Source organism: Klebsiella sp. 18074 (assembly GCF_902705905.1).
Classification (GTDB): Bacteria; Pseudomonadota; Gammaproteobacteria; order Enterobacterales; family Enterobacteriaceae; genus Klebsiella; species Klebsiella terrigena.
In genome coordinates, this window is the sequence record NZ_CACSIS010000007.1 from 66892 (window position 1) to 89596 (window position 22705).

Annotated in this window: 22 protein-coding genes; 5 read left to right on the forward strand and 17 right to left on the reverse strand. The window is 59.3% G+C overall.

Annotated elements, in window-relative coordinates:
* Positions 1–14 precede the first annotated feature (14 nt).
* From celB to GVK32_RS08905, 3 genes are all read right to left on the reverse strand, one after another.
* The gene (celB, locus tag GVK32_RS08895) at positions 15–1367 is read right to left on the reverse strand and encodes a PTS cellobiose transporter subunit IIC (RefSeq protein WP_159867476.1); all 1353 of its coding nucleotides are present in this window, start codon (positions 1365–1367) and stop codon (positions 15–17) included.
* Positions 1368–1393: 26 nt separating this feature from the next.
* Positions 1394–2701 (reverse strand): 6-phospho-beta-glucosidase, encoded by a 1308-nt coding sequence (locus GVK32_RS08900; RefSeq protein ID WP_159867478.1) that lies wholly within the window; start codon positions 2699–2701, stop codon positions 1394–1396.
* 79 nt (positions 2702–2780) lie between these two features.
* A complete protein-coding gene (locus tag GVK32_RS08905; RefSeq protein WP_041143771.1) occupies positions 2781–3089 on the reverse strand; it encodes a PTS sugar transporter subunit IIB in 309 nt (102 codons plus the stop codon).
* Between the two features lie 262 nt (positions 3090–3351).
* Between GVK32_RS08905 and GVK32_RS08910 the strand changes: the two genes are divergently transcribed.
* The 3 genes from GVK32_RS08910 to nrdG all read left to right on the forward strand — a co-directional run bounded on the left by GVK32_RS08910 (position 3352) and on the right by nrdG (position 7346).
* The gene (locus GVK32_RS08910; protein WP_041143770.1) at positions 3352–4095 is read left to right on the forward strand and encodes a MurR/RpiR family transcriptional regulator; all 744 of its coding nucleotides are present in this window, start codon (positions 3352–3354) and stop codon (positions 4093–4095) included.
* Positions 4096–4462: 367 nt separating this feature from the next.
* Positions 4463–6601, forward strand: coding sequence for an anaerobic ribonucleoside-triphosphate reductase (gene nrdD / locus GVK32_RS08915; RefSeq protein ID WP_159867480.1), 2139 nt, complete (start codon positions 4463–4465; stop codon positions 6599–6601).
* 280 nt (positions 6602–6881) lie between these two features.
* Positions 6882–7346, forward strand: a complete 465-nt coding sequence (gene nrdG / locus GVK32_RS08920) for an anaerobic ribonucleoside-triphosphate reductase-activating protein (RefSeq protein ID WP_159867482.1) — start codon at positions 6882–6884, stop codon at positions 7344–7346.
* A 6-nt stretch (positions 7347–7352) separates the two neighbouring features.
* Here the strand turns inward: nrdG and GVK32_RS08925 are convergent, their stop codons facing one another.
* The 12 genes from GVK32_RS08925 to pmbA all read right to left on the reverse strand — a co-directional run bounded on the left by GVK32_RS08925 (position 7353) and on the right by pmbA (position 18165).
* A complete protein-coding gene (locus tag GVK32_RS08925; protein WP_159867484.1) occupies positions 7353–9263 on the reverse strand; it encodes a transcription antiterminator in 1911 nt (636 codons plus the stop codon).
* A 23-nt stretch (positions 9264–9286) separates the two neighbouring features.
* The gene (locus GVK32_RS08930; RefSeq protein WP_159867486.1) at positions 9287–10438 is read right to left on the reverse strand and encodes a lactonase family protein; all 1152 of its coding nucleotides are present in this window, start codon (positions 10436–10438) and stop codon (positions 9287–9289) included.
* 86 nt (positions 10439–10524) lie between these two features.
* Positions 10525–11265 (reverse strand): KDGP aldolase family protein, encoded by a 741-nt coding sequence (locus tag GVK32_RS08935; protein WP_159867488.1) that lies wholly within the window; start codon positions 11263–11265, stop codon positions 10525–10527.
* Positions 11262–12380 (reverse strand): DgaE family pyridoxal phosphate-dependent ammonia lyase, encoded by a 1119-nt coding sequence (locus tag GVK32_RS08940; protein ID WP_159867490.1) that lies wholly within the window; start codon positions 12378–12380, stop codon positions 11262–11264. Before GVK32_RS08940 ends, GVK32_RS08935 begins: the two co-directional genes overlap by 4 nt.
* A complete protein-coding gene (locus GVK32_RS08945) occupies positions 12364–13497 on the reverse strand; it encodes an amidohydrolase/deacetylase family metallohydrolase (protein WP_159867493.1) in 1134 nt (377 codons plus the stop codon). The genes GVK32_RS08940 and GVK32_RS08945 overlap by 17 nt, the downstream gene beginning before the upstream one ends.
* Before the next feature lie 42 nt (positions 13498–13539).
* Entirely contained in the window at positions 13540–14184 is a 645-nt protein-coding gene (locus GVK32_RS08950; RefSeq protein ID WP_032689791.1) for a DUF4310 family protein, read from the reverse strand.
* 13 nt (positions 14185–14197) lie between these two features.
* Entirely contained in the window at positions 14198–14974 is a 777-nt protein-coding gene (locus GVK32_RS08955) for a DUF4311 domain-containing protein (RefSeq protein WP_041143762.1), read from the reverse strand.
* Positions 14975–14995: 21 nt separating this feature from the next.
* On the reverse strand, positions 14996–15295 hold the full coding sequence (locus tag GVK32_RS08960; RefSeq protein ID WP_041143761.1) for a DUF4312 family protein: 300 nt from the start codon (positions 15293–15295) through the stop codon (positions 14996–14998).
* A gap of 2 nt (positions 15296–15297) precedes the next feature.
* Entirely contained in the window at positions 15298–15660 is a 363-nt protein-coding gene (locus GVK32_RS08965; RefSeq protein WP_004098072.1) for an SFCGS family glycine-rich protein, read from the reverse strand.
* An 11-nt stretch (positions 15661–15671) separates the two neighbouring features.
* Complete coding sequence (locus GVK32_RS08970; protein ID WP_041143759.1) at positions 15672–16010, reverse strand: glycine dehydrogenase; 339 nt, start codon at positions 16008–16010, stop codon at positions 15672–15674.
* A 301-nt stretch (positions 16011–16311) separates the two neighbouring features.
* Entirely contained in the window at positions 16312–16701 is a 390-nt protein-coding gene (gene cybC, locus GVK32_RS08975; protein ID WP_159867496.1) for a cytochrome b562, read from the reverse strand.
* A gap of 111 nt (positions 16702–16812) precedes the next feature.
* Positions 16813–18165 (reverse strand): metalloprotease PmbA, encoded by a 1353-nt coding sequence (gene pmbA, locus GVK32_RS08980; RefSeq protein ID WP_159867499.1) that lies wholly within the window; start codon positions 18163–18165, stop codon positions 16813–16815.
* Positions 18166–18259: 94 nt separating this feature from the next.
* Here pmbA and yjgA point away from each other — a divergent pair, with 94 nt between their 5' ends.
* Both yjgA and GVK32_RS08990 read left to right on the forward strand, forming a co-directional pair.
* Entirely contained in the window at positions 18260–18811 is a 552-nt protein-coding gene (gene yjgA / locus GVK32_RS08985) for a ribosome biogenesis factor YjgA (protein WP_041143756.1), read from the forward strand.
* Positions 18812–19360: 549 nt separating this feature from the next.
* The gene (locus tag GVK32_RS08990) at positions 19361–20569 is read left to right on the forward strand and encodes an aldose 1-epimerase family protein (RefSeq protein WP_159867502.1); all 1209 of its coding nucleotides are present in this window, start codon (positions 19361–19363) and stop codon (positions 20567–20569) included.
* Positions 20570–20658: 89 nt separating this feature from the next.
* Here the strand turns inward: GVK32_RS08990 and GVK32_RS08995 are convergent, their stop codons facing one another.
* Both GVK32_RS08995 and mpl read right to left on the reverse strand, forming a co-directional pair.
* On the reverse strand, positions 20659–21180 hold the full coding sequence (locus GVK32_RS08995) for a GNAT family N-acetyltransferase (protein ID WP_159867504.1): 522 nt from the start codon (positions 21178–21180) through the stop codon (positions 20659–20661).
* Between the two features lie 63 nt (positions 21181–21243).
* Positions 21244–22617, reverse strand: a complete 1374-nt coding sequence (gene mpl, locus GVK32_RS09000; RefSeq protein ID WP_159867507.1) for a UDP-N-acetylmuramate:L-alanyl-gamma-D-glutamyl-meso-diaminopimelate ligase — start codon at positions 22615–22617, stop codon at positions 21244–21246.
* Between the last annotated feature and the right edge of the window lie 88 nt (positions 22618–22705).

Below are 22705 nucleotides of genomic sequence, written 5' to 3' on the forward strand. Positions count from 1 at the left end.
CCGCGCCTTTGTCGTCAGACTCTGTCGGCCGTTGACAGCGCGCTGCTGGCCTCCTGGCGGGTCGAGGCGTGTTCCTCTTTCGCCTTCAGGCGATCCCACGCCCGGAAGAACGGATAGTAAACCACCAGCGAAATCGTCAGGTTCACCACCTGCAAAATGGTCCCGGAAATATGCCCGCCGGTTGCCAGATAGCCGCTAATAAAAATCGGCGTGGTAAACGGCAGCGCAATCCCCGCCGGCGGAGCGACCAGCCCGGTCGCCATCGCGGTGTACGAGACAATCACCAGCAGAACCGGCGTCAGAATAAACGGCAGGAAGAAATAGGGGTTCATCACCAGCGGGATGCCGAACACCATCGGTTCGCTGATATTAAACAGCGCGCCGGGCGCGGCGATTTTACCCAGCTGCTTCATCTGCTGGCTGCGGCTTCTGAACAGCATAAACAGCACCAGCCCCAGCAGCGCCCCGGTGCCGCCGGGGGCAATCCACAGATCGTAAAACTGCTGCGTAATGATGTGCGGGATCGGCTGGCCGTTCTGAAACGCGGTGAGGTTTTCCGACATATTCGACAGCCACACCGGCTGAATAAACACCAGTACGATGGCATCCCCGTGCAGCCCCAGCGTCCACAGAATGCCGATCAGGATAACCGAGAAGATCATCCCCGGCAGCGTACCGCCGATGTGGTGCATCGGGATGCCGATAATGGTGGCGATCATGCTGTTAATGTCGCCGAACGGCGAAGCTTCGACGATCAGACGCAGCGCCAGCACCACCGCCAGCACGCAGAAGCCAGGGATCAGCGCGAGGAACGATTTCGCCACCGCCGGCGGCACGCCGTCCGGCATGCGGATAACCAGGTTACGGCCGGCGACAAAGCGATAAATCTCGGTGGAGAGCAGCGAAATCACGATGGCAACAAACAGCCCCTGGCTGCCCACCAGCCCAACCGGGATCACCCCTTTGACCACTTCCGCCGTGCCGTGTACCGGCATAAACAGGGTGCTTTGCGGGATCGTCATCACGAAGGCAACCAGCGACATGGCCCCGGCGGTCAGCGGATCGAGCGTGCGGTACTTCTCCGCCAGCCGGTAGGCAATCCCGAAGCTCGATATCAGCGCCATAATGTCGTAGGTCGCTTTGACCGGATAAAGAATTTTATCGCGCCAGACGTCGCCGAACAGGCCACTCATCATATCGGCATAGCCGGGAATGGGCAGGTAGGCGAAAATCAGGAAAAATGAGCCTATCAGCATAAACGGCATATTCAGAATAATGCCGTCGCGCACCGACAGGACGTGCTTTTGCCCGGCGATTTTCAACGCCGCAGGCATGACGTAACGTTCAATCCACGTAGTGTTCGACATAAGACGATCCCCAAAGGAAATAACGGTCAGTTAAATTGCGTCAGCCATTGACGGTTGATGGTTAAGACTTCGTCCAGCAGCGCCTGCGCGTCGGTGACGTTGCCCACCAGCGGGTTGGTCACCAGCGCCAGCAGCGCGCTATCGCGACAGCCGTGTACCGCGGCTTCAATGGTCAGCCGCTCAAAGGCCTTCACCTGCTGCGTCAGGCCGTTCATCGCTGGCGGCAGCGCGCCGAAGGTCAGCGGGCGGGCGCCCTGGGCATCAATAATGCTGTTGGTTTCCACCACCGCGTCATCGTCCAGGCCGTGAATCGCCCCGTTGTTGCGGGTGTTCACCACCATCTCCTTGCCCAGATTGTTATGAATCGCGTTGATGAGCTCCACGGCAACCTCGGAGTACCAGGCGCCGCCGCGGAAGCTGAGCTGCTCCGGCTTCTCATCGAGGGCCGGGTTGGCGTACAGCGCGAACAGCTCCTGCTCGACCTTCATCACCTGCTCGGCGCGAGTGCCTTTGGTTTTTGCCGCCGCGATCTCCTCCGCCAGCATCGCCGGCGTCAGCCAAAAATAGCGGTGATAGGGGCAGGGAATGGCGTTCAGCGCGCGCAGGAACGGCGCCGGCCACGGCAGCTCTTTGATATTGTTCATCGACAGCGCCTGGCCATCGCACAGCATGTCGATTACCTTGCGGGTCACGTCTTCGCGCCCCTGCATCACTTTATGTACCCACACCATATGGTTGAGCCCGGCAAAGCGCAGGTTAACCTCTTCCTCCTTCGCGCCCAGCATGCCGGTAATCATGTGCTGCATATTAATCGGCACGTTGCACAGGCCGATAATCTTCGCCTTGCTGTAGCGGCTCACCGCCTCGGTGACAATCCCGGCCGGGTTGGTGAAGTTGAGGATAAACGCCTGCGGCGCCAGCTGCTCAACCTTGCGCGCCACCTCAAGGATCGCCGGGATGGTGCGCAGCGCTTTGGCGAATCCGCCCACGCCGGTGGTTTCCTGACCCAGCAGGTTGTACTTCAGCCCGAGGCGCTCGTCGCCGGCCCGCGCCGCCAGCTGCCCGACGCGCAGCTGGGTCAGGACGAAGCTGGCCCCGCGGATCGCCTCGTCCAGCGCAAAGTGGACGCTGACTGTAACCTGCTCCAGCCCTTTGCGGGTCAGCATCCGCCGCGTCAGCGCGGCGATAATTTCCACCTTCTCCCTGCCTGATTCAACGTCAACCAGCGCCAGCTCCGTGACCGGAAGCTGTTCATAACGAACGATAATTCCTTCAATAAGCTCCGGCGTATAGCTACTGCCGCCGCCAATGACGGCAATTTTTAGTGCTTGCATAGAGACCTCTTTCGGCATGCAGAGAGCCGCGCGCGGTTGACGTGAGCGCGCGTGATGGTTCAGGGATATGAGAGAAAAATCAGGAATTAAGCAGCGCGAGCGCCTTATCAAGTACCGCCGCGCCGCGCATCATGCCGTAGTCGGCCATATCGATCACCGCGACCGCTTTTCCGTGCGGGGCGGCCAGCGCGCTCAGGCGTCCGGCCTCATACTTCACCTGCGGCCCCAGCAGGATCACGTCGGCGTTGGCCAGTTCGCGCTCAAATTCCGCTACCGCCACCGCGTAGATATCCAGCGACAGCGCGCGCTGCTGCGCCTCGGCTTTCATCTTCGTTACCAGCATGCTGGTTGACATACCTGCTGCACAGCACAGAACGATTCGTTGCATGACCTCTCCCCCTGATGGATTTATGACCTCGCCCGTTAGGGCCTCAGCGAATATATTGTTAAGATTGTGTGAAAGTGAAGGCTATATGAAAATAATTTTCACCAATGTGATCGAAACGTAATTTTTGATCATTATTGCTCGCGCCGTTTAGCCGATTACCGGCGAAACCATAGGAAATACCTTGGGCTGGTGCTATAAATAGGCGCAGGCGGTAAGTGAAAAATATTTTCAACGTGATGTTCTGGGGAAAGGGAAGGTCAGGATGGATATCGTAGGTCAGTTACAGCAAGGGCTGGTGCGCTTTAGCACCCAGGAGTCGCGGGTTGCGGCGTTTATTCTGGAAAATTTGAGCTTTACCGCCAGCGCGTCCATCGATGAACTGGCCGCCAGTGCCGGGGTCAGTCCGGCCACCATCACCCGCTTCGCCCGCTCCGTTGGCTGCGAGGATATTCGCGATCTGCGCAAGCAGCTGGCGCAGGCCAGCGAGCGCCGGACTAGCTGGGTGAGCCCGAACAGCCACGCCCTGCCCGCCGCCTGGCGCGACAGGCTGAGCTATCTTGGCGATACGCTGACCCGGCAGCTGGCGCAGACCTCGGAGGCGGCGGTCGAGAAGCTCAAATCCCGCCTGCTGACCGCGCGCGCCGTGCACTGCTTCGCGCTCGGCGCCCAGGATGTTGCCCTCGCCACGCTGCTGCAGCACCAGCTGCTGCCTTCCGGCATCGCCATCAACCTGTGCCAGGACAGCGCCCTGATGCGCATGACGGCCTCGACGCTGAGCGACGATCACCTGCTGCTGGTGCTGGTCACCGCCGGCGCGGACAATATTTTGCAAAGCGCGACCCTGCAGGCGCGAACCCAGGGGGTAACCATCATCGCCCTGGCACCGGAAAACCACGCCCTGGCCAACATGGCTGCCGGGATTATTCCGCTCCCCGATAGCCCGCAGCTGGCTCGCTACGCCCTGCTGCTGCTGGTCGATCTGCTGAACGATACGCTCATTGCCTGAGCCGCACCGCCTGGCGCCTGCTCGGGCGGCGTCACGACATTTTTATGCTTGTTTTTTAAGCAGATAAATTTACATTTAGCGCAAGCGCCCATCATCCGTACTCTCACCTTTTTACTTTGTCCTGCATCAATAAAATCGCAAACATCTTTGATGCAAATCACTACATATAGAACTTAAAATGCGTCCCGGCCCTACATATTGTATTAATCGTCTATTATGTCGACACAGCCCATCGTACTCAGGCGGTGGTGGGATGTGGATAAAACGGGCCGGAACCGCAGGAAAACGGCGGCAGCTATAGCCCCTCGCGACCTCGGTATACCTTCCGCCTCTGTGGATAACCTGTTCTATAAAGTATGGAGTGATCATGACACCGCATGTGATGAAACGAGATGGCTGCAAAGTGCCGTTTAAGTCAGAGCGCATTAAGGAAGCAATTCTGCGTGCAGCTAAAGCAGCGGGAGTCGATGACGCAGACTATTGCGCCACCGTCGCAGAAGTCGTTAGCCAGCAAATGCAGAACCGGGCTCAGGTCGATATCAGCGAAATCCAGACCGCCGTTGAGAACCAGCTGATGTCCGGTCCGTGGAAGCAGCTGGCTCGCGCCTATATTGAATATCGCCACGATCGCGATATCGAGCGTGAAAAACGCGGCCGCCTGAACCAGGAGATTCGCGGCCTGGTAGAGCAAACCAACTCGTCCCTGCTTAACGAAAACGCCAACAAAGACAGTAAGGTGATCCCCACCCAGCGCGACCTGCTGGCCGGGATTGTCGCCAAACACTACGCTCGCCAGCACCTGCTGCCGCGCGACGTGGTGCAGGCGCACGAACGCGGCGAGATCCACTATCACGATCTCGACTACTCGCCGTTCTTCCCGATGTTTAACTGCATGCTGATTGACCTCAAGGGCATGCTGACCCACGGCTTTAAAATGGGCAACGCCGAGATCGAGCCGCCGAAATCTATCTCTACCGCCACGGCGGTTACGGCGCAGATTATCGCCCAGGTCGCCAGCCATATTTACGGCGGGACCACCATCAACCGTATTGATGAAGTGCTGGCGCCGTTCGTGGCCGAAAGCTGCAAGAAGCATCGTAAAATCGCCGAAGAGTGGCAGATCCCGAACGCCGAAGAGTACGGCCGCTCGCGTACCGAGAAAGAGTGCTACGACGCCTTCCAGTCGCTGGAATACGAAGTCAATACCCTGCACACCGCCAACGGCCAGACGCCGTTCGTCACCTTTGGCTTTGGCCTCGGCACCAGCTGGGAATCGCGTCTGATTCAGCAATCCATTCTGCGCAACCGCATTGCCGGTCTGGGTAAAAACCGCAAAACGGCGGTGTTCCCGAAGCTGGTCTTCGCCATTCGCGACGGCCTGAACCACCGGTTCGGCGACGCCAACTACGACATCAAGCAGCTGGCGCTGGAGTGCGCGAGCAAGCGCATGTATCCGGATATCCTCAACTACGATCAGGTAGTGAAGGTCACCGGCTCGTTTAAAACGCCGATGGGCTGCCGCAGCTTCCTCGGGGTGTGGGAAAACGAAGATGGCGAGCAGATCCACGAGGGTCGTAACAATATCGGCGTGATTAGCCTGAACCTGCCGCGCATTGCGCTGGAAGCCAAAGGTGACGAAGCGGCCTTCTGGAAGCTGCTCGACAGCCGCCTGGAGCTGGCTTACAAAGCCCTGATGACGCGCATTGCGCGCCTCGAAGGGGTGAAGGCCCGCGTCGCGCCGATCCTCTATATGGAAGGCGCCTGCGGCGTACGCCTGAAGGCGGACGACGACGTGGCGGATATCTTTAAAAACGGCCGCGCGTCGATTTCGCTGGGCTATATCGGCATTCACGAAACCATCAACGCGCTCTCCGGCAACCAGCATATGTACGACAGCGACGCGCTGCGCGAGAAAGGCATCGCCATCGTCAAGCGCATGCGCGACGCCGTGGAGCAGTGGAAGGAGGAGACCGGCTACGGCTTCAGCCTCTACAGCACGCCGAGTGAAAACTTGTGCGATCGCTTCTGTCGCCTCGATACCGCCGAGTTTGGCGTCATCAGCGGCGTGACCGATAAGGGCTACTACACCAACAGCTTCCATCTCGACGTCGAGAAGAAGGTGAACCCTTACGATAAGATCGACTTCGAAGCGCCTTACCCGCCGCTGGCTAACGGGGGCTTCATTTGCTACGGCGAATACCCGAACATTCAGCACAACCTGAAGGCGCTGGAAGACGTCTGGGACTACAGCTACCAGCACGTGCCGTACTACGGGACCAACACGCCAATCGACGAATGCTACGAGTGCGGCTTTACCGGCGAGTTCGAGTGCACCAGCAAAGGGTTTACCTGCCCGAAATGCGGCAACCACGATGCGGCCCGCGTCTCGGTAACCCGCCGCGTGTGCGGCTATCTCGGCAGCCCGGACGCCCGTCCGTTCAACGCCGGCAAGCAGGAAGAAGTTAAACGACGCATTAAGCACCTGGGGAATGGGCAGATCGGTTAAAGAGCAATGAGCTCTTCCCGGATAGCGGCGCATAGCGCCTTATCCGGGCTACCACTGCCGTACCGGGAAATGGCCGCACTCCGCCGTTTTTGCAAATCCATTAGCGTCAGAGCAAGGCGGCAAACGAAGGAACCCCATGCTGCCATGTGGGTTTCCTCAACTCAGTTGGCGTTGTAGCAAGGCGGCAAACAAGTAAGCCCCGGGGAGCTTACTGTAGTAAGTGACCCGGGCGGGCGAGCGCAGCCAACGCCGCTACAGCGTCAAATGAGAAGAGGAAACAATGAATTATCACCAGTACTACCCTGTCGATATCGTCAACGGCCCCGGCACCCGCTGCACCCTGTTCGTCTCAGGCTGCGTCCACGAATGCCCCGGCTGCTATAACAAGAGCACATGGCGGCTCAGCTCCGGCCTGCCGTTCACCACCGAAATGGCCGACCGCATCATCGCCGACCTCAACGACACGCGCATTCAGCGCCAGGGGATCACCCTCTCCGGCGGCGATCCCCTGCATCCGCAGAACGTATCGGAGATCCTCGCGCTGGTGCAGCGCATTCGCGCCGAGTGTCCCGGGAAGGATATCTGGATGTGGACGGGCTACAGGCTTGAGGAGCTCAACGACGCGCAGATGGCGGTGGTCGACCTGATTAACGTGCTGGTCGACGGCAAGTTCGTGCAGGATCTAAAAGACCCGATGCTTATCTGGCGCGGCAGCAGCAACCAGGTGGTGCACCATCTGCGCTAGCCGCGCTTAAAAGCGGCTGACGCACTCCATTGCCACGGTTTTAAATTCGTCAAAGCTGCCGGTGGCGGCAAGGCGGGTCATCGCGCGTTCGCGCAGGAAAGTCACGAAAATATCGTAGATCGCCATCGCCTCTTCATACTCGCTCTTGCTGATGGCCAGCAGGAAGATGATATGGGCGGTTTCGTCGCCCCAGACCATGCCGTTCGGGGCAATCACGGTGTAGACCACCGTTTTTTTCGCCAGCAGACCGAGGGCGTGCGGTAGCGCAATGCCGTCGCCGAGCATGGTGCTGACGATGGCCTCACGCTCGACAACCGAGTCATAAAAACCGGCGTCGACAAAACCTTCCTCCTGCAGCTGCCAGCACAGTTCGGCAAACAGCGTCTGGCGATCGATGGGGGTGTCGATTACCCGGAAATGGGCCTCATCGAAATACTTATCCAGCATCCACGGACGGGTTCTGTCCACCAGCACCAGCTTACCGATCTGATCCAGCTGATAATCCGTCGGGAACGGCGCGATGGTGACCACCGGCTTATCCTTTTCACCGATGCGCACGGTGGAAATCACGAAATCCTCGGCAACGGCTTCAAGCAGCTCGTACTCGCGCTGCGACAGGGTGGCGGCAATTTCCAGCTGCGGATATTTGCGCTGCAGGGTTGCCTCGATCATCCGCACCATCGCGTTGCTGGTATCGCACACCAGCAGCACGCGCGGCTGGCGCTGGTAGCCGATATTGTAGTGCCGCTCGAGGCCGACGCCGATGTGCAGCACCAGGAAGCCGATCTCGTTTTCGCTGATCGCATAGGGGGTGTATTTCCCCCAGCTGGAGACGGCCGCCAGGGTCATATCCCACGCCATCGGATAGTGCTGCTTGATGTTATCCAGCAGCGGATTGGGGATCATTATCTGGTAGCGCACCCGGGTGATCATGGTCTTAATATGGGTCAGCAGATCGGCGTGCAGCTGGGCGTCATCAAGCAGGTTGTAGTTATACTGGGTATTGATATAGCGCAGGATGTAGTTCACCAGCGCTTCGTCGTCATCGGCGCTGATGGTGCCCGGATCGACGTCCTGTACCTGGCGGGCGGCAAGGTGCACGCACAGCCACTCCTCTTCCGCCGCGGAGAGCGCCTTCCCCGCCAGCTGCTGCAGCATCCCGACCAGCTCTCTTGTGGCATCGCGCACGTTCTGCGCCACGTCTTCAGCGCTAAATTCCGCCAGCGGATAGCCCTCGCTGGCGCGACGCACCACCACCGCGCTGTAGAGGCGGATAAAGCGCTCGCCCTCATCCGTCAGACGGACGTGGTGGCGGGTGAGGATCTCCTGCAGCTCGCGCGCCAGCCAGGAGGAACCCTCCGCGCTCAGGCCGCCTTTATCCACCGGCAGCGGCAGTCCGCCCTGCTGAGCATGCTCCCACAGAAGGTCTGTCAGGCAGGCGCGAATCGACACTTCGCTGCCGAACAGCTTCATGCCGTGCCGCGGGCGCGTCTCGAGGGTCAGCTGGTAGCGCTGGAAACGTTCGCGCACGTCCACCATATCGCTCTGCAGCGTGGCGCGGCTGACGAACCACTCGTCGGCGAGATCTTCGAGCTTGAGCGAAAAGGCCGAGGTCAAAAAGCGTATCAGCAAAAAGTTGATGCGATCCTGCGCGGTACGCGGAATATGCTGCGCCTTCGGCGCCGTCTCCTCCAGCGTCTGGTACAGGGTCGGGTCGTCAACGTTGAGCCGATAGCCGCTGCCGCGGATAAGCATAAACTGCGCCCCGTAGGGCAGCAGCAGCGCGTTAAGCGCCGTGATATCGGCGCGTACGGTACGGGTAGAAACTGACAGCCGCTGCGCCAGTTCATCCTGCGGCAGCGTTTCGTTTTGCAGCAGGCTAAACAGCTGCGCTAAACGTTGGTTGGGGAATCGCATGTCAGTTCCTTCATCTTTACGGCTCAAGGTTGAGCGGATATCACCATCTGTGACGGGCTGCCTACCGGAGTATAGTCCGGGGAAAAGGTCAGCCTGCCGCTTTCGGGCGCCACGCCGAAACGGGTGATATTATCGCTACGCTGGTTCATGACGTACAGCCACTGCCCCTGATTATCCAGAGTGAGCGTTCGTGGGTAGTCCCCGCGCGTCCAGATATCTTCCTGATGGCTCAGGCTACCGTCCGCCATCACGCTAAAGTGCGCGATGCTGTTATGCAGGCGGTTCGCCACGTACAGCTGCCTGCCGTCGGCGCTCAGCGCCAGGCCAGCGGCAAAGCTGGTCCCTTTATAGCCCTTCGGCAGCGCGGAGATCGTTTTACCCTCGCGCAGCAGACCGCTGGCCTTATCAAGATGATAGAAGGTGAGCGTAGAGGACTCTTCGTTAATCAGCCACAGCCCGTCACCCTTCGGCGTGAAGACAAAGTGACGCGGCCCGGCTCCCGGCGAAGATGCGGAGATAAACGGCGGATCGTTGGGGGTCAGCTTGCCGCTGGCGCCATCCATCCGGTACTGATAGATCCGATCCAGCCCCAGATCGGTGGAGTAAACGTATTTCCCGCTGGGATCGGCCGAGATCATATGGGCGTGGGGGCCGTTATGGTCGCTAATGGCAAAGCTGCCCTCAACCGCCGCCGCCGGGCGCGCCGCGCCTGCCGGACCCTGGTCCTGATGCACGTCCACCGCCTCGCCAAGGCGACCGTCTTCCTGCACCGGCAGCACGGCGGTCGTGCCGCTGACGTAGTTTGCCACCAGCAGATGGCGACCGTCCGGCGTCAGGGAGAGATAAACCGGCCCGGCCCCGCCGGAAGAGACCTGGTTTAGCTCGCTCAGCTCGCCGTTAGCCCCCACACGCCACGCCTGCACCACGCCCTTTTCCACTTCGCTGGCGGCGTACAGGGTTTTGCCATCGCGCGAAACGGTGAGCTGCGCGGCGTTAGGCAGGGAGCTGACCAGCGTTCTGTTGCTCAACGCGCCGGTTTTCGCCTCAACGGTAAAGCGATACAGGCCTTCACCGTTGGGGTTGTAGGTGCCGACCCAGGCGTACTGCGCCTGGGCGCAGGTGCTGGCGGCGAGCAGGGAAAGTGAAGCAACAAGCAGGTGACGAGCGGCAGGCATAGTGACTCCTTGATGGTTCGGTAGGGTAAGGTGGCTGTCCCCCGCCCCGCCCTTGCGGCGGAGTTCGGGGGACGGCAGAGCAATGACTATTTAACCAGCGCCCTGGTCATCTCCAGCAGCTGACGCACGTCCACCGGACGGGTGTTGCCGCTCTCTTTATCGATAATAGAGCTGTAGATGTGAGGGATGATTTTGCTGACGCCGGCGTCCAGCGCGATCTGCAGGATCTCGCCGTAGTTTTGCAGATCGATCCCGCCGGTCGGCTCCAGCCAGAAATCGTGGCGGGCGCAGGCCTGCGCGACGGCGAGGTACTCATCGCGGTGCTTCAGGCCGCCCATCGGGAAGTATTTGATTGAGCTGCCGCCCATATCTTTTAGTAACGCAATGGCGGTTTCCAGCGGCACGATTCCGTCCGCCGCGCCGCTGCTCAGCGGGCCGGTGGAGATCTTCACCATCCCCGGCGTGCCGGTCGGCGACACCAGGCCGTTGACGACGGTTTCACTCTGCCCCAGCAGCGCGCGGCTGGTGCCGACGCCGGTAAAGACCTGGTTGACGTGCTGCGGCTGTACCTGGCGGGAGATCTCGCTGACCATCGCCGACTGGTTTGGATCCCCCGCGCCGAGGCCCACCGACAGCGCGTTATCGATAAGCCGGGCGTATTCACGCATATCGGCCACCGCGCTCGCCACGTCCGGATAGTTTTTAGAGAGCACGCCGACCAGAACATGACCTTCCGCCGCTTCGTAGATGTCGCGGGCATTGTCTTTGCTACCCGCCAGGACGTTCAGGCACACGCGATCGCGGTAAAAATTCGGGGTCAGTTTCATGCTTTCTTCTCCTTGTTCAGAACTTCGCCGATGCGGCGGGAGACGATCTCCAGCTGCTGTGCGCTAACGCTGCGCACGTCGGCCTCAATAATGCCTTCGTTGGCCTTATAGCCGCGGAAGTAGATGGCGTATTCGCCCTGCTTCAGCGCCTCAACCAGCTCGCCGGTGGCGATGCCGGTCACGGCTTCAGTAAACTTAATTTCCGCCCGCGCGATATCGCGGCCGGCGCTATCCCAGACCACCCGCGCGCTCACCCCGGTGAGGGCGTTGAGCTGGTTAATGAACGGCGTCATCTTCGCCACCATCTCATCGCCGCTCTCCTTGCGCGCCGTCAGGTAGTGTTCAATCGCGCAGGTCAGGCCTAGAATGCCCTCTTTACCGACCTTCATCGCCCGGCCAATGCCGCCTGACTGGCGTTTGACCCACTCCACGTACTGCGTTTTACCGATCACCAGGCCGCTGGTTGGGCCCTCAATCGCTTTGGCGCCGCTGTAAATCACCAGGTCGGCGCCGGCGCTGTAGTAGCACTGCAGATCTTCTTCTGCCGCCGCGTCGACGATCAGCGGCAGGTTGTGCTTACGCGCCACCACCACCGCCTGCTCAACGCTGAGCATGCTTTTCTGCACGCAGTGGTGCGATTTGATGTAGAGGATCGCCGCGGTGCGCGGGGTGATCGCCGCAGCCAGCTGATCGGCGGAGCACTCGTTGGCGTAGCCGGCTTCCACCAGCCTGCCGCCGCCCAGCGCCACCATCGTGCCCACCGGCGCGCCGAAGTTAACGTTATGCCCTTTCGGCAGGACGATTTCGTTGTTTTCGATCGGCGTGACGTGGAGGTTCTCCAGCAGCCAGCTGCTGTCTTTCACCAGCACCGCCGCCACCGACTGGGCGATCCCCGCGGAGGCGCAGGAAACAACGGTGGCCCCTTCGACGTCCAGCAGGTTGGCGATGTACTCGCCGGTTTTATTGACCAGGTCTTTCATTTCGAAGTAGTGGTTCATGCCGCTCATGACGGCTTCGACCACTTCCGGGCGCGGCGTGGATACGCCCAGCGCCGTCATGCGGCCTGAAGTATTAATAACCTGTTTTAAATTGTACTTTTCAAAAATCGAAGGCATTTTCCGCGCTCCCTTGTTCGGTCAGATAGCCCTTGCCTGCGCGAATCGCGGCAAGCGGCACCAGAATATTGTCAACCTGCAGGCTCTCTTTTTCGGCGTCGACCAGTACCGTCGGTGCATGCTGCAGAGCAAACAGGGTTAAATCTGCGTCGTAGCCCACGGCCAGGCGCCCTTTTTGCGTCAGGCGCAGCCCGTCAGCGGCGCTGGCGGTAACGCACTCCACCACCTGCGGTAGCGACATGCCGATGGCGAGAAACTTCGACATCACCAGCGCCAGCGAACGCACCGGGCCGTCAATACGGTTGCGGCAGTAAATATCGGAGCTGATGGTCTGCGGCAGGATGCCCAACGCTATCGCCCGGCGCGCCACCTCAAAGCTGAAGCTGGCGGTGCCGTGGCCGACGTCAAGGCGCACGCCGCGCTTCAGCGCGCGGGTCACGGAGGCGCGCAGCTCGCCGGCGGCGGTCAGAATGCGGTTCGGCTTGCCGTTATAGCAGTGGGTGATGATGTCCCCCGCGCTCAGCAGGTCGGCAATTTCATCGAGGTTCGGCGGGTTGTTGCCGATGTGCACCATCAGCGGCAGGCCGCCGTTTTCGCGCTGCATCGCCTTCGCCCGCTCGAGAGGGGTAATTCCGTTGTCGCCAACCACGCTGCTGCTCATGCGCGCCTTCAGGCCGACGATAAAGTCTGGGTGGCGCTTCACCGCCTGGCTTACCGCATCGGCATCGACGTTGGCCATATTGGCCAGCTCGTTCTGGGCAATCAGCCCGACGCGGGAGATGTTGAGCAGCGCAAAGACCTCGGTGGCCGCGCTGCGGGTCAGCTGATAAAAGTCGTCGATATCGTCCGCGCCGGTGCTGCCGGCATCAATCACCGAGGTCACGCCGGTGGCAATGCCCACGCTGTCCGGCTGGTCGTAATAAATCGGCGAGTTCGGGTAGCAGTGAACGTGGGAGTCAATCCAGCCGGCGCTGGCGTAGCAGCTGCCGTCCAGCTCAACGGTTTTGCACGCAGGCGCGCTAATCTCGCCCAGCGCCGCAATCTTCCCGTCCTGAATGGCGATATCAGTCAGGGTATCGTCGACGAGGCGCGCACGGCGCAGGAGTAAATCAAACATGGGTCTCTCCTGTTAAAGCGGGCGCTCGCGCGCCCGCAGGACTTAACCAATAGCAATCGGGAAAAGGGAACCGAGGATCATCGCGCCAAGGATGGCGCCGCCGGTGATCGGCTTCTGCCAGATGTAAAACAGCAGGGCGCCCACCAGAGAACCGATACCGATAGGAATCGATGCGGTCATCGCGCTGAGGATAATCAGCGGCCCAAGGAAGCGACCGGAGGCGTTACCTGCCCCCATCATGACGTCGGCACCGTAGGTGGAGTCGCTCTGATTGATGGTGAATTTACGCGCCAGAATGATGATGTAGCCGACGGCGAGGCCCAGCGCCAGGCCGGTAGCCAGCGAGGCGGCAAAGTTGGCCACCGGGAAGACGAAGCCCGCGCCCAGCAGCAGCGCCGGCACGCCGAGGCCGATACCGGTCTGAATCGCGCCACCGATATCAAGGATCCCCACCAGCGAACCTTCAATGATGCGCGCAAACAGGAAGCTGGCGCCAAACGCCGCGACCGCTCCGTAGGCACCGGTATCAATGCCCGCTTTCAGCATGGCCACGAAGGCCACTTCGTTAAACGCGCCGATGCCGTAGAGGTAGTACATGTGTGTCCCGGCGAAGACGCCGGAGGAGAGCAGGCCAACGAAGATCGGGAACGACCAGTCGGCATACCAAAAACCTTTATTCTGTTCCATTTAGAGGCTCCTGTTATTTGCCGCTGAGCGAGTTGTGAATCAGATCCAGCCAGTTCGGTACGCCCAGGTGGAAGGACTCCAGGGTCTTAATATCGAAGCCGCGGAAGAAGGCGCTCAGCACGAACAGTGCAACAATGGCGGACATCATCACTTTGGTGACGCGGTGCCAGCCGCTCTCTTCGACGCCCTTACCGATCAGGATACCCAGCACCAGACCCGGAACGGCGTTACCCATAATCAGCTGCGCGGCGCCGCCGAAAATGGTGGCCCAGAAGCCCGACTTTTTCCCGGCATCGATAGCCGCCAGCCAGAAGATAACCGGCATCACCGTGTTAACCAGCAGGTTAGCAGCGGGAACCAGGACCTTAACGGCGGTAACCTGCAGCGCTTCCGGCACGGAAGAGGCGGTCAGGTTAAGGAAGGAGACCACGAACATGCCGATAACGCCGCAGGCAATCGCCATCTTCTTCGGATCGTGCAGCGTCTCGCCGACGTTGCGGTTTTTCAGCATCAGCGCGGCGGCGCCCCAGTTAGGGATGATGCGGTGATCGACGTCCTGGGTGAAGGAGCCTGCTGCGACAGAAGAGGCCCAGGCGTTAAAGAAGAAGCCGAGGCCAAAGGAGAAGTGGGAAGCCGGATCGCCTTCACAGGAGTTCAGCTCGCCCAACGTACGAAATGCACCCATCCCTTGCGTGGTGGGCGCATGAAACATACGTGCCGCTCCGGCGCCCACGCCGACGCCGACCAGGCCGCCGATAATGAGCGATTTTATTAAAATTATCAGGAACATAGTTTAACCCTATGATGAGAATCAGGTTTGCGTGACGAAATCCACTTTATCGAGATTAATGGCGGTCACGTTGACGGTGACGTTCAGCTCCACGCTGTAGGTCCGTCGTTCACGGCGCAAAAAGAAGAATAAAAACGCTTCTTTGCGCACCGCTTCACGCGCATGAACAACCTCCACATCCTGTGGCTCAATACGCAGTAAGATGTGCGGCGAGGTTTTCATCACCGCCGCCTGCACGTGGTTCAGGGCATCGGCGAACGCCCTGGTCTTGCTCTCGCCTTTGCCCGTAACGCTCACCGTGGTGGTGAATTGCTCTTTCATACTCAGGCGCCGTATTTCTTTTTCCAGGCTTCTACCAGGCGCTCGCCCAGCTCTTCTTTATCCATAAAGCCGAAGCCCAGAACGTTGTAGCCTTCGTTGATAGCGGTGACGCCTTCATCAACGGAACGCATGCCGTATTTCGCTTTGTAGCCATGTTTGTTTTGCGCGGTAATGGCACCTGCGCCGCCGCTTCCGCAGAAGGAGATGCCGAAGGTGGCGTTCTCTGCCTTCATCATATCGCCCAGCTTCATATCAGCGGCAACGCCCGGTACCACGACTGCACGAGCTCCGGCTTTTTCCGCGCCAGCGGCAACTTTCTGTCCTTTACCCAGGCGATCGCCAATTACTACGGTGATTTGTTCCATTTTTTAGCTCCTTACAGGTTTTCTTTTGCGACTTCGAAGTGGACGGACAGCAGCCAGGACTCTTCTTCTGGCAGGTTGCCGAATTGCGCGACCACTTCGCGGGCCAGCATCATTGAATCTTGTGAAATCTCTTCAAACAGGCTGGCATCCACTTCCGGCAGCGGCTCGCCGCTGATTGACCGGTGGGCCATAGCCCGCACGTGGGAGGTCAGCATCTGCTCCTGGACGGCGTTGGGGATGATGTTACGGCGACCTAGCAGGGTATAAACCTGCTGCAGCATCTTCTCAGCCAGCTGCTCGGTTTGCGTTGCCTGCTCCCCTACGTCGTGTGTTACCGCTCCGTTATTCACTTGTCTTACCCCGTTGATGTCTCTGGGGACAAAACTAACGCCGGGGGTGAGGAGTTTGTAGCGAGTTGTTTTCCACTTCGAAGTGGAAAGGCCGCCGGACGATGCGATCCATTGCACAGAATTGGCCTAAATCTGCCATTTTCGGCAAAACGGCGTGAGGAGAGTCACAAGAACGTCATTAAATTAGCGTGCGCAAGCGGCCGAAACGGCGGCAGAGAAGAGCTGGAAAATGTGACAGGGATTGGGTTTTATGCGAAGACGACGTGCAGGAGGTACCGGCTGATACCTCCTGGAAAAGATCTTAACGGTACTTCTGGTGGTAGGTGTTACGGGTGGTTTTGAACGCTTCCGCAGCGGCCTGCGCCTCTTTGACCTTGCCCTCATTGGCCAGCTTCAGGGCGCCGTCAATCTGGCCAATCAGGATATCGAGGCCGTGGCGATAGTCCTTCATCTCCGCGCTGTCCGCCGCTTTGCCTTCCAGCTTCGGCGGGGTCTCTTTCTGCGCATCGACCGCGGCGTCGCGCATCTTAGTCAGCGCCGCTTTCAGCTCGCCGGCATCAGCGGTCTTCTGCACCACCTGCAGATTCTGGGCGATGGTATCCATATCCTCGCCCAGATCGACGGCAAACGCCGACGCTGAACCCATCGCCAGGGCTGAGACAGCCAGCGCTGCTAACAGTTTTTTTCGCATTGCTCACTTCCTTTTTTATTATTTAAGCACAAGGAAAAGGCGCCACCTGGGCGCCCTTCTATACCCGTTATTCCTCAAGCCGAGGCCTGAATAATCCGGTATAACACGCCGTTATTGCCCGGCGATTTTCATCTCTGGCAGCAGCACGGAACCACACTGGATGTTGCTGCGCATTTCGATATCGTCGGCGACGGTCACGATATTACGCCACATATCTTTCAGATTTCCGGCGATGGTGATTTCGCTTACCGGATACTGAATTTCGCCATTCTCAACCCAGAAACCGGATGCGCCGCGCGAGTAATCGCCGGTCACGCCGCTGACACCCTGCCCCATCAGTTCGGTGACGACAAGCCCGGTGCCCATCTCTTTAAGCAACGTTTCAAAACTCAGGCCGCGGCCGTTGATTCGCCAGTTGTGGATGCCGCCCGCGTGTCCGGTGCTCTTCATGCCCAGCTTGCGCGCCGAGTAGTTGGTCAGCAGCCACTGCGTCAGAATGCCGTCCTTAATGATGTCGCGACGCTCCGTACGCACGCCTTCGCTGTCGAACGGCGTTGACGCCAGCCCTTTCAGCAGGTGCGGATGCTCCTCAATGGTCAGCCAGTCCGGCAGGATCTGGGTGCCAAGGGCGTCAAGCAGGAAGGTCGATTTACGGTACACCGCGCCGCCGGCAATCGCGCCGACCAGGTGACCAAACAGCCCGGTCGCCACTTCATTGGCAAAAATCACCGGCGCCTTCATGGTCGAGAGCTTGCGCGGCGCCAGGCGCGAAAGGGTGCGGCGGGCGCACTCGTCGCCCACCCACTCCGGCGACGCTAAATCTTCGATCGCGCGGCCGATGGTATAGGCGTAATCACGCTCCATATCGCCGTTTTCTTCCGCGATAACGCAGCTGGACAGCGAATGGCGGGTTGAGCAGTAGCCCTGCAGCATGCCGTGGCTGTTGCCGAACACCTTGATGCCGTAGTGGCTGTTGAAGCTGCCGCCTTCGGTATTGGTGATGCGTTTATCGGCCTGCAGCGCCACCTGTTCAGCGCGGGCGGCCAGCTCGATGGCCCGATCCGGCGTCACTTCCGCCGGGTGGAACAGGTCAAGATCCGGGGCGTCAAAGGCCAGCAGCTCTTTATCGGCAACGCCGGCAAACGGGTCCGGCGAAGTATAGCGGGCAATATCCAGCGCCGCCTGCACCGTACGGGCAATCGCCTGCGGGCTAAGATCGGTTGAGGAGGCGCTGCCCTTGCGATGCTGATGATAAACGGTGATGCCTAAGGCACCATCGCTGTTGAATTCTACGTTCTCCACCTCGCCGTAGCGGGTGCTGACGCTGATGCCGGTGGTTTTGCTGACGGAGACTTCAGCCCCGTCTGATTTACCTGCCGCCAGTTCCAGCGCCGTGGTCACGGCCTCTTCCAGCGCCTTACGCTGCTGTGCAACTTGAGAGATGACTTTCATCGCTAATGCCATAATGTAGGAAGGAGTTAATTGAAGTCTAACAGAGAACCGTTTTTCAGTGCGCGCCTTAACTGGTAACATTAGCCTCTTTTTTAAGGAGCCTGAGATGACAAAGCAGCCCGATGACTGGCTCGACGACGTTCCCGGTGATGACGTCGAAGATGAAGACGATGAAATTATCTGGGTCAGTAAAAGTGAAATTAAGCGTGACGCCGAAGAACTGAAGCGTCTTGGCGCGGAACTGGTAGAGCTGGGGAAAAACGCGCTGGATAAAATCCCGCTCGATACCGACCTGCGCGACGCCATTGAACTTGCCCAACGGATCAAGAAAGAGGGCCGCCGCCGCCAGATGCAGCTGATTGGCAAAATGCTGCGCAGCCGCGACGTTGACCCGATTCGCCAGGCGCTGGACAAGCTGAAGAACCGCCACAACCAGCAGGTTGCGCTGTTCCATAAGCTGGAGATGATCCGCGACCGTCTGATTGCCGATGGCGATGACGCGGTGCCGGAAGTGCTGAACCTGTGGCCAGAAGCTGACCGTCAGCAGCTGCGTTCGCTTATCCGTAACGCGCAAAAAGAGAAAGAAGGCAACAAGCCGCCGAAGTCCGCGCGCCTGATCTTCCAGTATCTGCGTGAGCTGGCCGAAGGCGAAAGCTAATTTAGCTCCCGCCCGCCTGGCTTTCCCGCAGGCGGCGCGCCTGTCCGGGCTACCTGATAACGTTTAACCTGTAGCCCGGCATGCGTGCGCATTGCCGGGAAGGCTGACTTTCCCCGCACCGCCCGCCCGCATGGGCTCTCCCGTTATCGCCGCCGTTCGGCCGTCCAGAGGCCTTATGTTCAGCGCCTTTCAGCTTTTTTGCGCCTGTTTTGCTTCTCTTTGCCTTCTCTTTTGCTTGCCTGCTGCTTGCCTGCTGCTTGCCTGAGTCTTTATCCTGCCTGTACGCCGTTTTGCCGAGCGTCAGCAGACGCGCTTTTTTGCTTTCTCAGCCGCCAACAAAAGCTGAATCGTTAAGGCTAATAATGCATAAATTCACATTTTCATAGCAACGATGACGCTATCTTGCATTAAAACAGGGCTTCAGTCGCAGTTAAAAACAACAAATCGCGCATATTCTCACCAGGTGAAGTACTTCACATTTTCATCATCCGCTAACCATTAGATTCCCTTCATTGATAACAATATCGATTCAGCAAAAAGGGACAAAAAATGAAAAAAACAGTAGCGTTGACGGCAGTAGCGATGATGATTTCTGGGCAAGTCGCGGCAAAAACATGGGTGCTGACAAGCGCTGAAAGCAGTACAGAGAAAGGAAACTGGCAGGTAAGCAGCGATCAGCTGAAGATAAAAGATCGCCATTTCAGCATCGAGCAAAAAGTTCTCCACGGCGGCAAGCAGGAGGGGAGTAAAGTTATCGTGATTCGCAGCCAGGACGGCCTGACTATCGCGCTCAGCCCGACCCGCGGCATGAATTTGCTCAAAATCGAAGGTTTCGGCACGCGGATGGGCTGGGACTCGCCGGTCAAAGAGGTGGTTAACCCGGCCTTTATTAATCTGGAAAGCCGTAACGGACTGGGCTGGCTGGAAGGTTTCAATGAGATGATGGTGCGCTGCGGCTACGAATGGACCGGTCATCCGGTCACCGCCGACGGGCAGATTTACACCCTGCACGGCAAAGCCGGAAACACGCCGGCCTCGCAGGTCGAGGTCGAGGTTGCCGATAGCGCGCCGTATGAAATTCGCATTCGCGGGCTGGTGAAGGAGAGCACCTTCAAGAAGGCCGATCTGCAGACTATGACCGAGCTGCGCTACGTGCCGGGCAGCAACAGCTTCAGCCTGCACGATGTCTTAACCAACCATGCCGATTACCCGCATGATTATCAGATAATCTACCACAGCAATTTCGGTACGCCGATTCTCGAAGAAGGCGCGCGTTTCCTTGCGCCGATGGCCAGCATCAGCCCGTTCAACGACTATGCCAAAGCCGGTTTGAAAACGTGGCAAACCTATGCCGGCCCGACCAAAGACTTTGACGAGATGGTATTTAACATTCAGCCGCTCGCCGATGACCATCACCAAACGCTGGCGGCAGTGGTTAACAAGGCTGGCGATAAAGGCGCGTCAATTCAGTTTGATACCCGCCAGCTGCCGGTCCTGACGCTGTGGAAAAACACCGATAGCCAAAAACAGGGCTATGTTACCGGCATCGAGCCAGGCACCAGCTATGCCTATCCGGTGACAATTGAGCGCGAGCAGAAACGCGTGAAGCAGCTGCAGCCGGGCGCCAGCGCGCAGTTTGATCTGACCTATACCCTGCTGCACAACAATAAACAGGTTGCCGAGGTTGAGCAGAGGATTGCGACGATCCAGGGCGACGCGAAGGTTGCGGAAAACGACGCGCCGATCGCCAAAGAGTAACCTCCCGGCCGGCGCTGCTCCCGGGCTTACCGCAGAGGCAGCGCCGGCACCGCACATCCCCTTCCCGGCGCCAGCGCCGGGATATCGGTTTAGGCCATCACCACCTGGCGCAGCTGCTGCGCAAAGCGCCGGTACTGCGCCTCGTCAACCGCCTGCGGGTAGCTCAGCACCATCAGCGCATGATCGGCGATGCCGTAATGATAGGTCGGGTGACTATGCGGCCACGGATTGTCGCTAAAGCCCATCGCGGCGTAAAACTGCAGCCGCCGGCGAGCGATTTCCGTGGTCAGCGGATCGATCTCGAGGATGGTCAGCGGCGCACGCTTCAGTATTTCCGCCAGCAGGCGTTTGCCGTAGCCGCGCGAGCGCAGGCCATCGTCAATTGCCAGATGTTCAATGTAGCCATAGCCCGCAAACTGCCAGTTGCCGCTCAGGCCGATAAACTCGCCGTCATCAAACCACGCCTCCAGCACATAGTGCGGATCGCGCAGCGCGCGCTGTTTAGCCAGCGGCTCGCGCTGCTCGTGCCACGGAAAAGCCTTGACGTACAGCGCGTCGAGCGCGGGAAAGTGCGGTGAATCGGTCGAGGTCAGTTTTTCACAAGTGAGCATGACAAAATCCAGGATGGCAAAAAATCTGCCCTCGCGCGGAGGGCAGAGAGACGATCGTCGGAATTACTCCGCCGCAGCCGCCTTGCTGGCCAGCTTATCCAGCAGCTTCTGATGAATGCCGCCGAAGCCGCCGTTGCTCATCACCAGAATGTGGTCGCCCGGATGGGCGGTTTTGATGATCATATCCACCAGTACGTCGACATCGGCGCTCCAGTGGGCGGGCTGCACGCAGGCTTCAGCCACCTCGGCGACCTGCCACGGAATATGCTGCGGCTGCAGCAGGAACACTTCGTCCGCGCGGCCCAGCGACGGCGCCAGATCGTCTTTACAGACGCCCATTTTCATGGTGTTCGAGCGCGGCTCAAGCACCGCCAGAATGCGGGCGGTGCCGCCAACCTTGCCGCGCAGCGCCTGCAGCGTCGCCAGAATTGCCGTCGGGTGGTGGGCAAAATCGTCGTACACGGTGACGCCGTTCGCTTCGCCGCGCAGCTCAAGGCGGCGGCGGGCGTTGATAAAGCTGCCCAGCGCGTTGGCGGCGTCCGCCGGCACCACGCCGACGTGGCGGGCGGCAGCAATCGCCATCAGGCCGTTGTGCATATTATGCTCGCCAACCAGCGCCCACTTCACTTCCCCAACCTTCTCATCGTCAAGCCAGACTTCCCACTGCGAGGCGTCGGCGTTGAGCTTCTTCGCCTGCCAGTGGCCCTGCTCGCCGACCAGCTCCTGCTCGCTCCAGCAGCCCATCGCCATGGTCTGCTTCAGGTTGATGTCGTTTTCCGGCAGGATAATTTTGCCCTGGCCCGGGACAATGCGCACCAGATGATGGAACTGCTTCTGGATAGCCTTCAGGTCATCAAAGATATCCGCGTGATCGAACTCAAGGTTATTGAGGATCAGGGTTCGCGGGCAGTAGTGAACAAACTTCGAACGCTTATCAAAGAAAGCGCAGTCATATTCATCCGCTTCGATAACAAAGAACGGGCTGCCGCCCAGGCGCGCGGAGACCTCGAAATTCCCCGGTACGCCGCCGATCACAAAGCCCGGCTGATAGCCGCAGGCTTCGAGGATCCAGGTTGCCATACCGGCGGTCGTCGTTTTACCGTGGGTGCCGGCTACCGCCACAACCCAGCGATCGCGCAGGACGAAATCATGCAGCCACTGCGGGCCGGACATGTACGGAATGTTGTTTTCCAGCACCGCTTCGACGCACGGATTGCCGCGGGTCATCGCGTTACCGATGATCACCAGGTCCGGCCGAGGCTCCAGCTGGCTGGCGTCATATCCTTGAATGAGATCGATCCCCTGGTTTTCCAGCAGGGTGCTCATCGGCGGATAGACGTTAGCATCCGACCCCGTTACCTCATGACCGAGGGAACGCGCCAGCATCGCCAGCCCCCCCATAAACGTGCCACAGATACCTAAAATATGAATGCGCATTCGTCACTTCCCTCTTTAATCTGGCGCACATTTTACCCTTATGTTCGGCATCAGAGAAATGCATTTCAGGCGAATCCGTTTTTTGCTG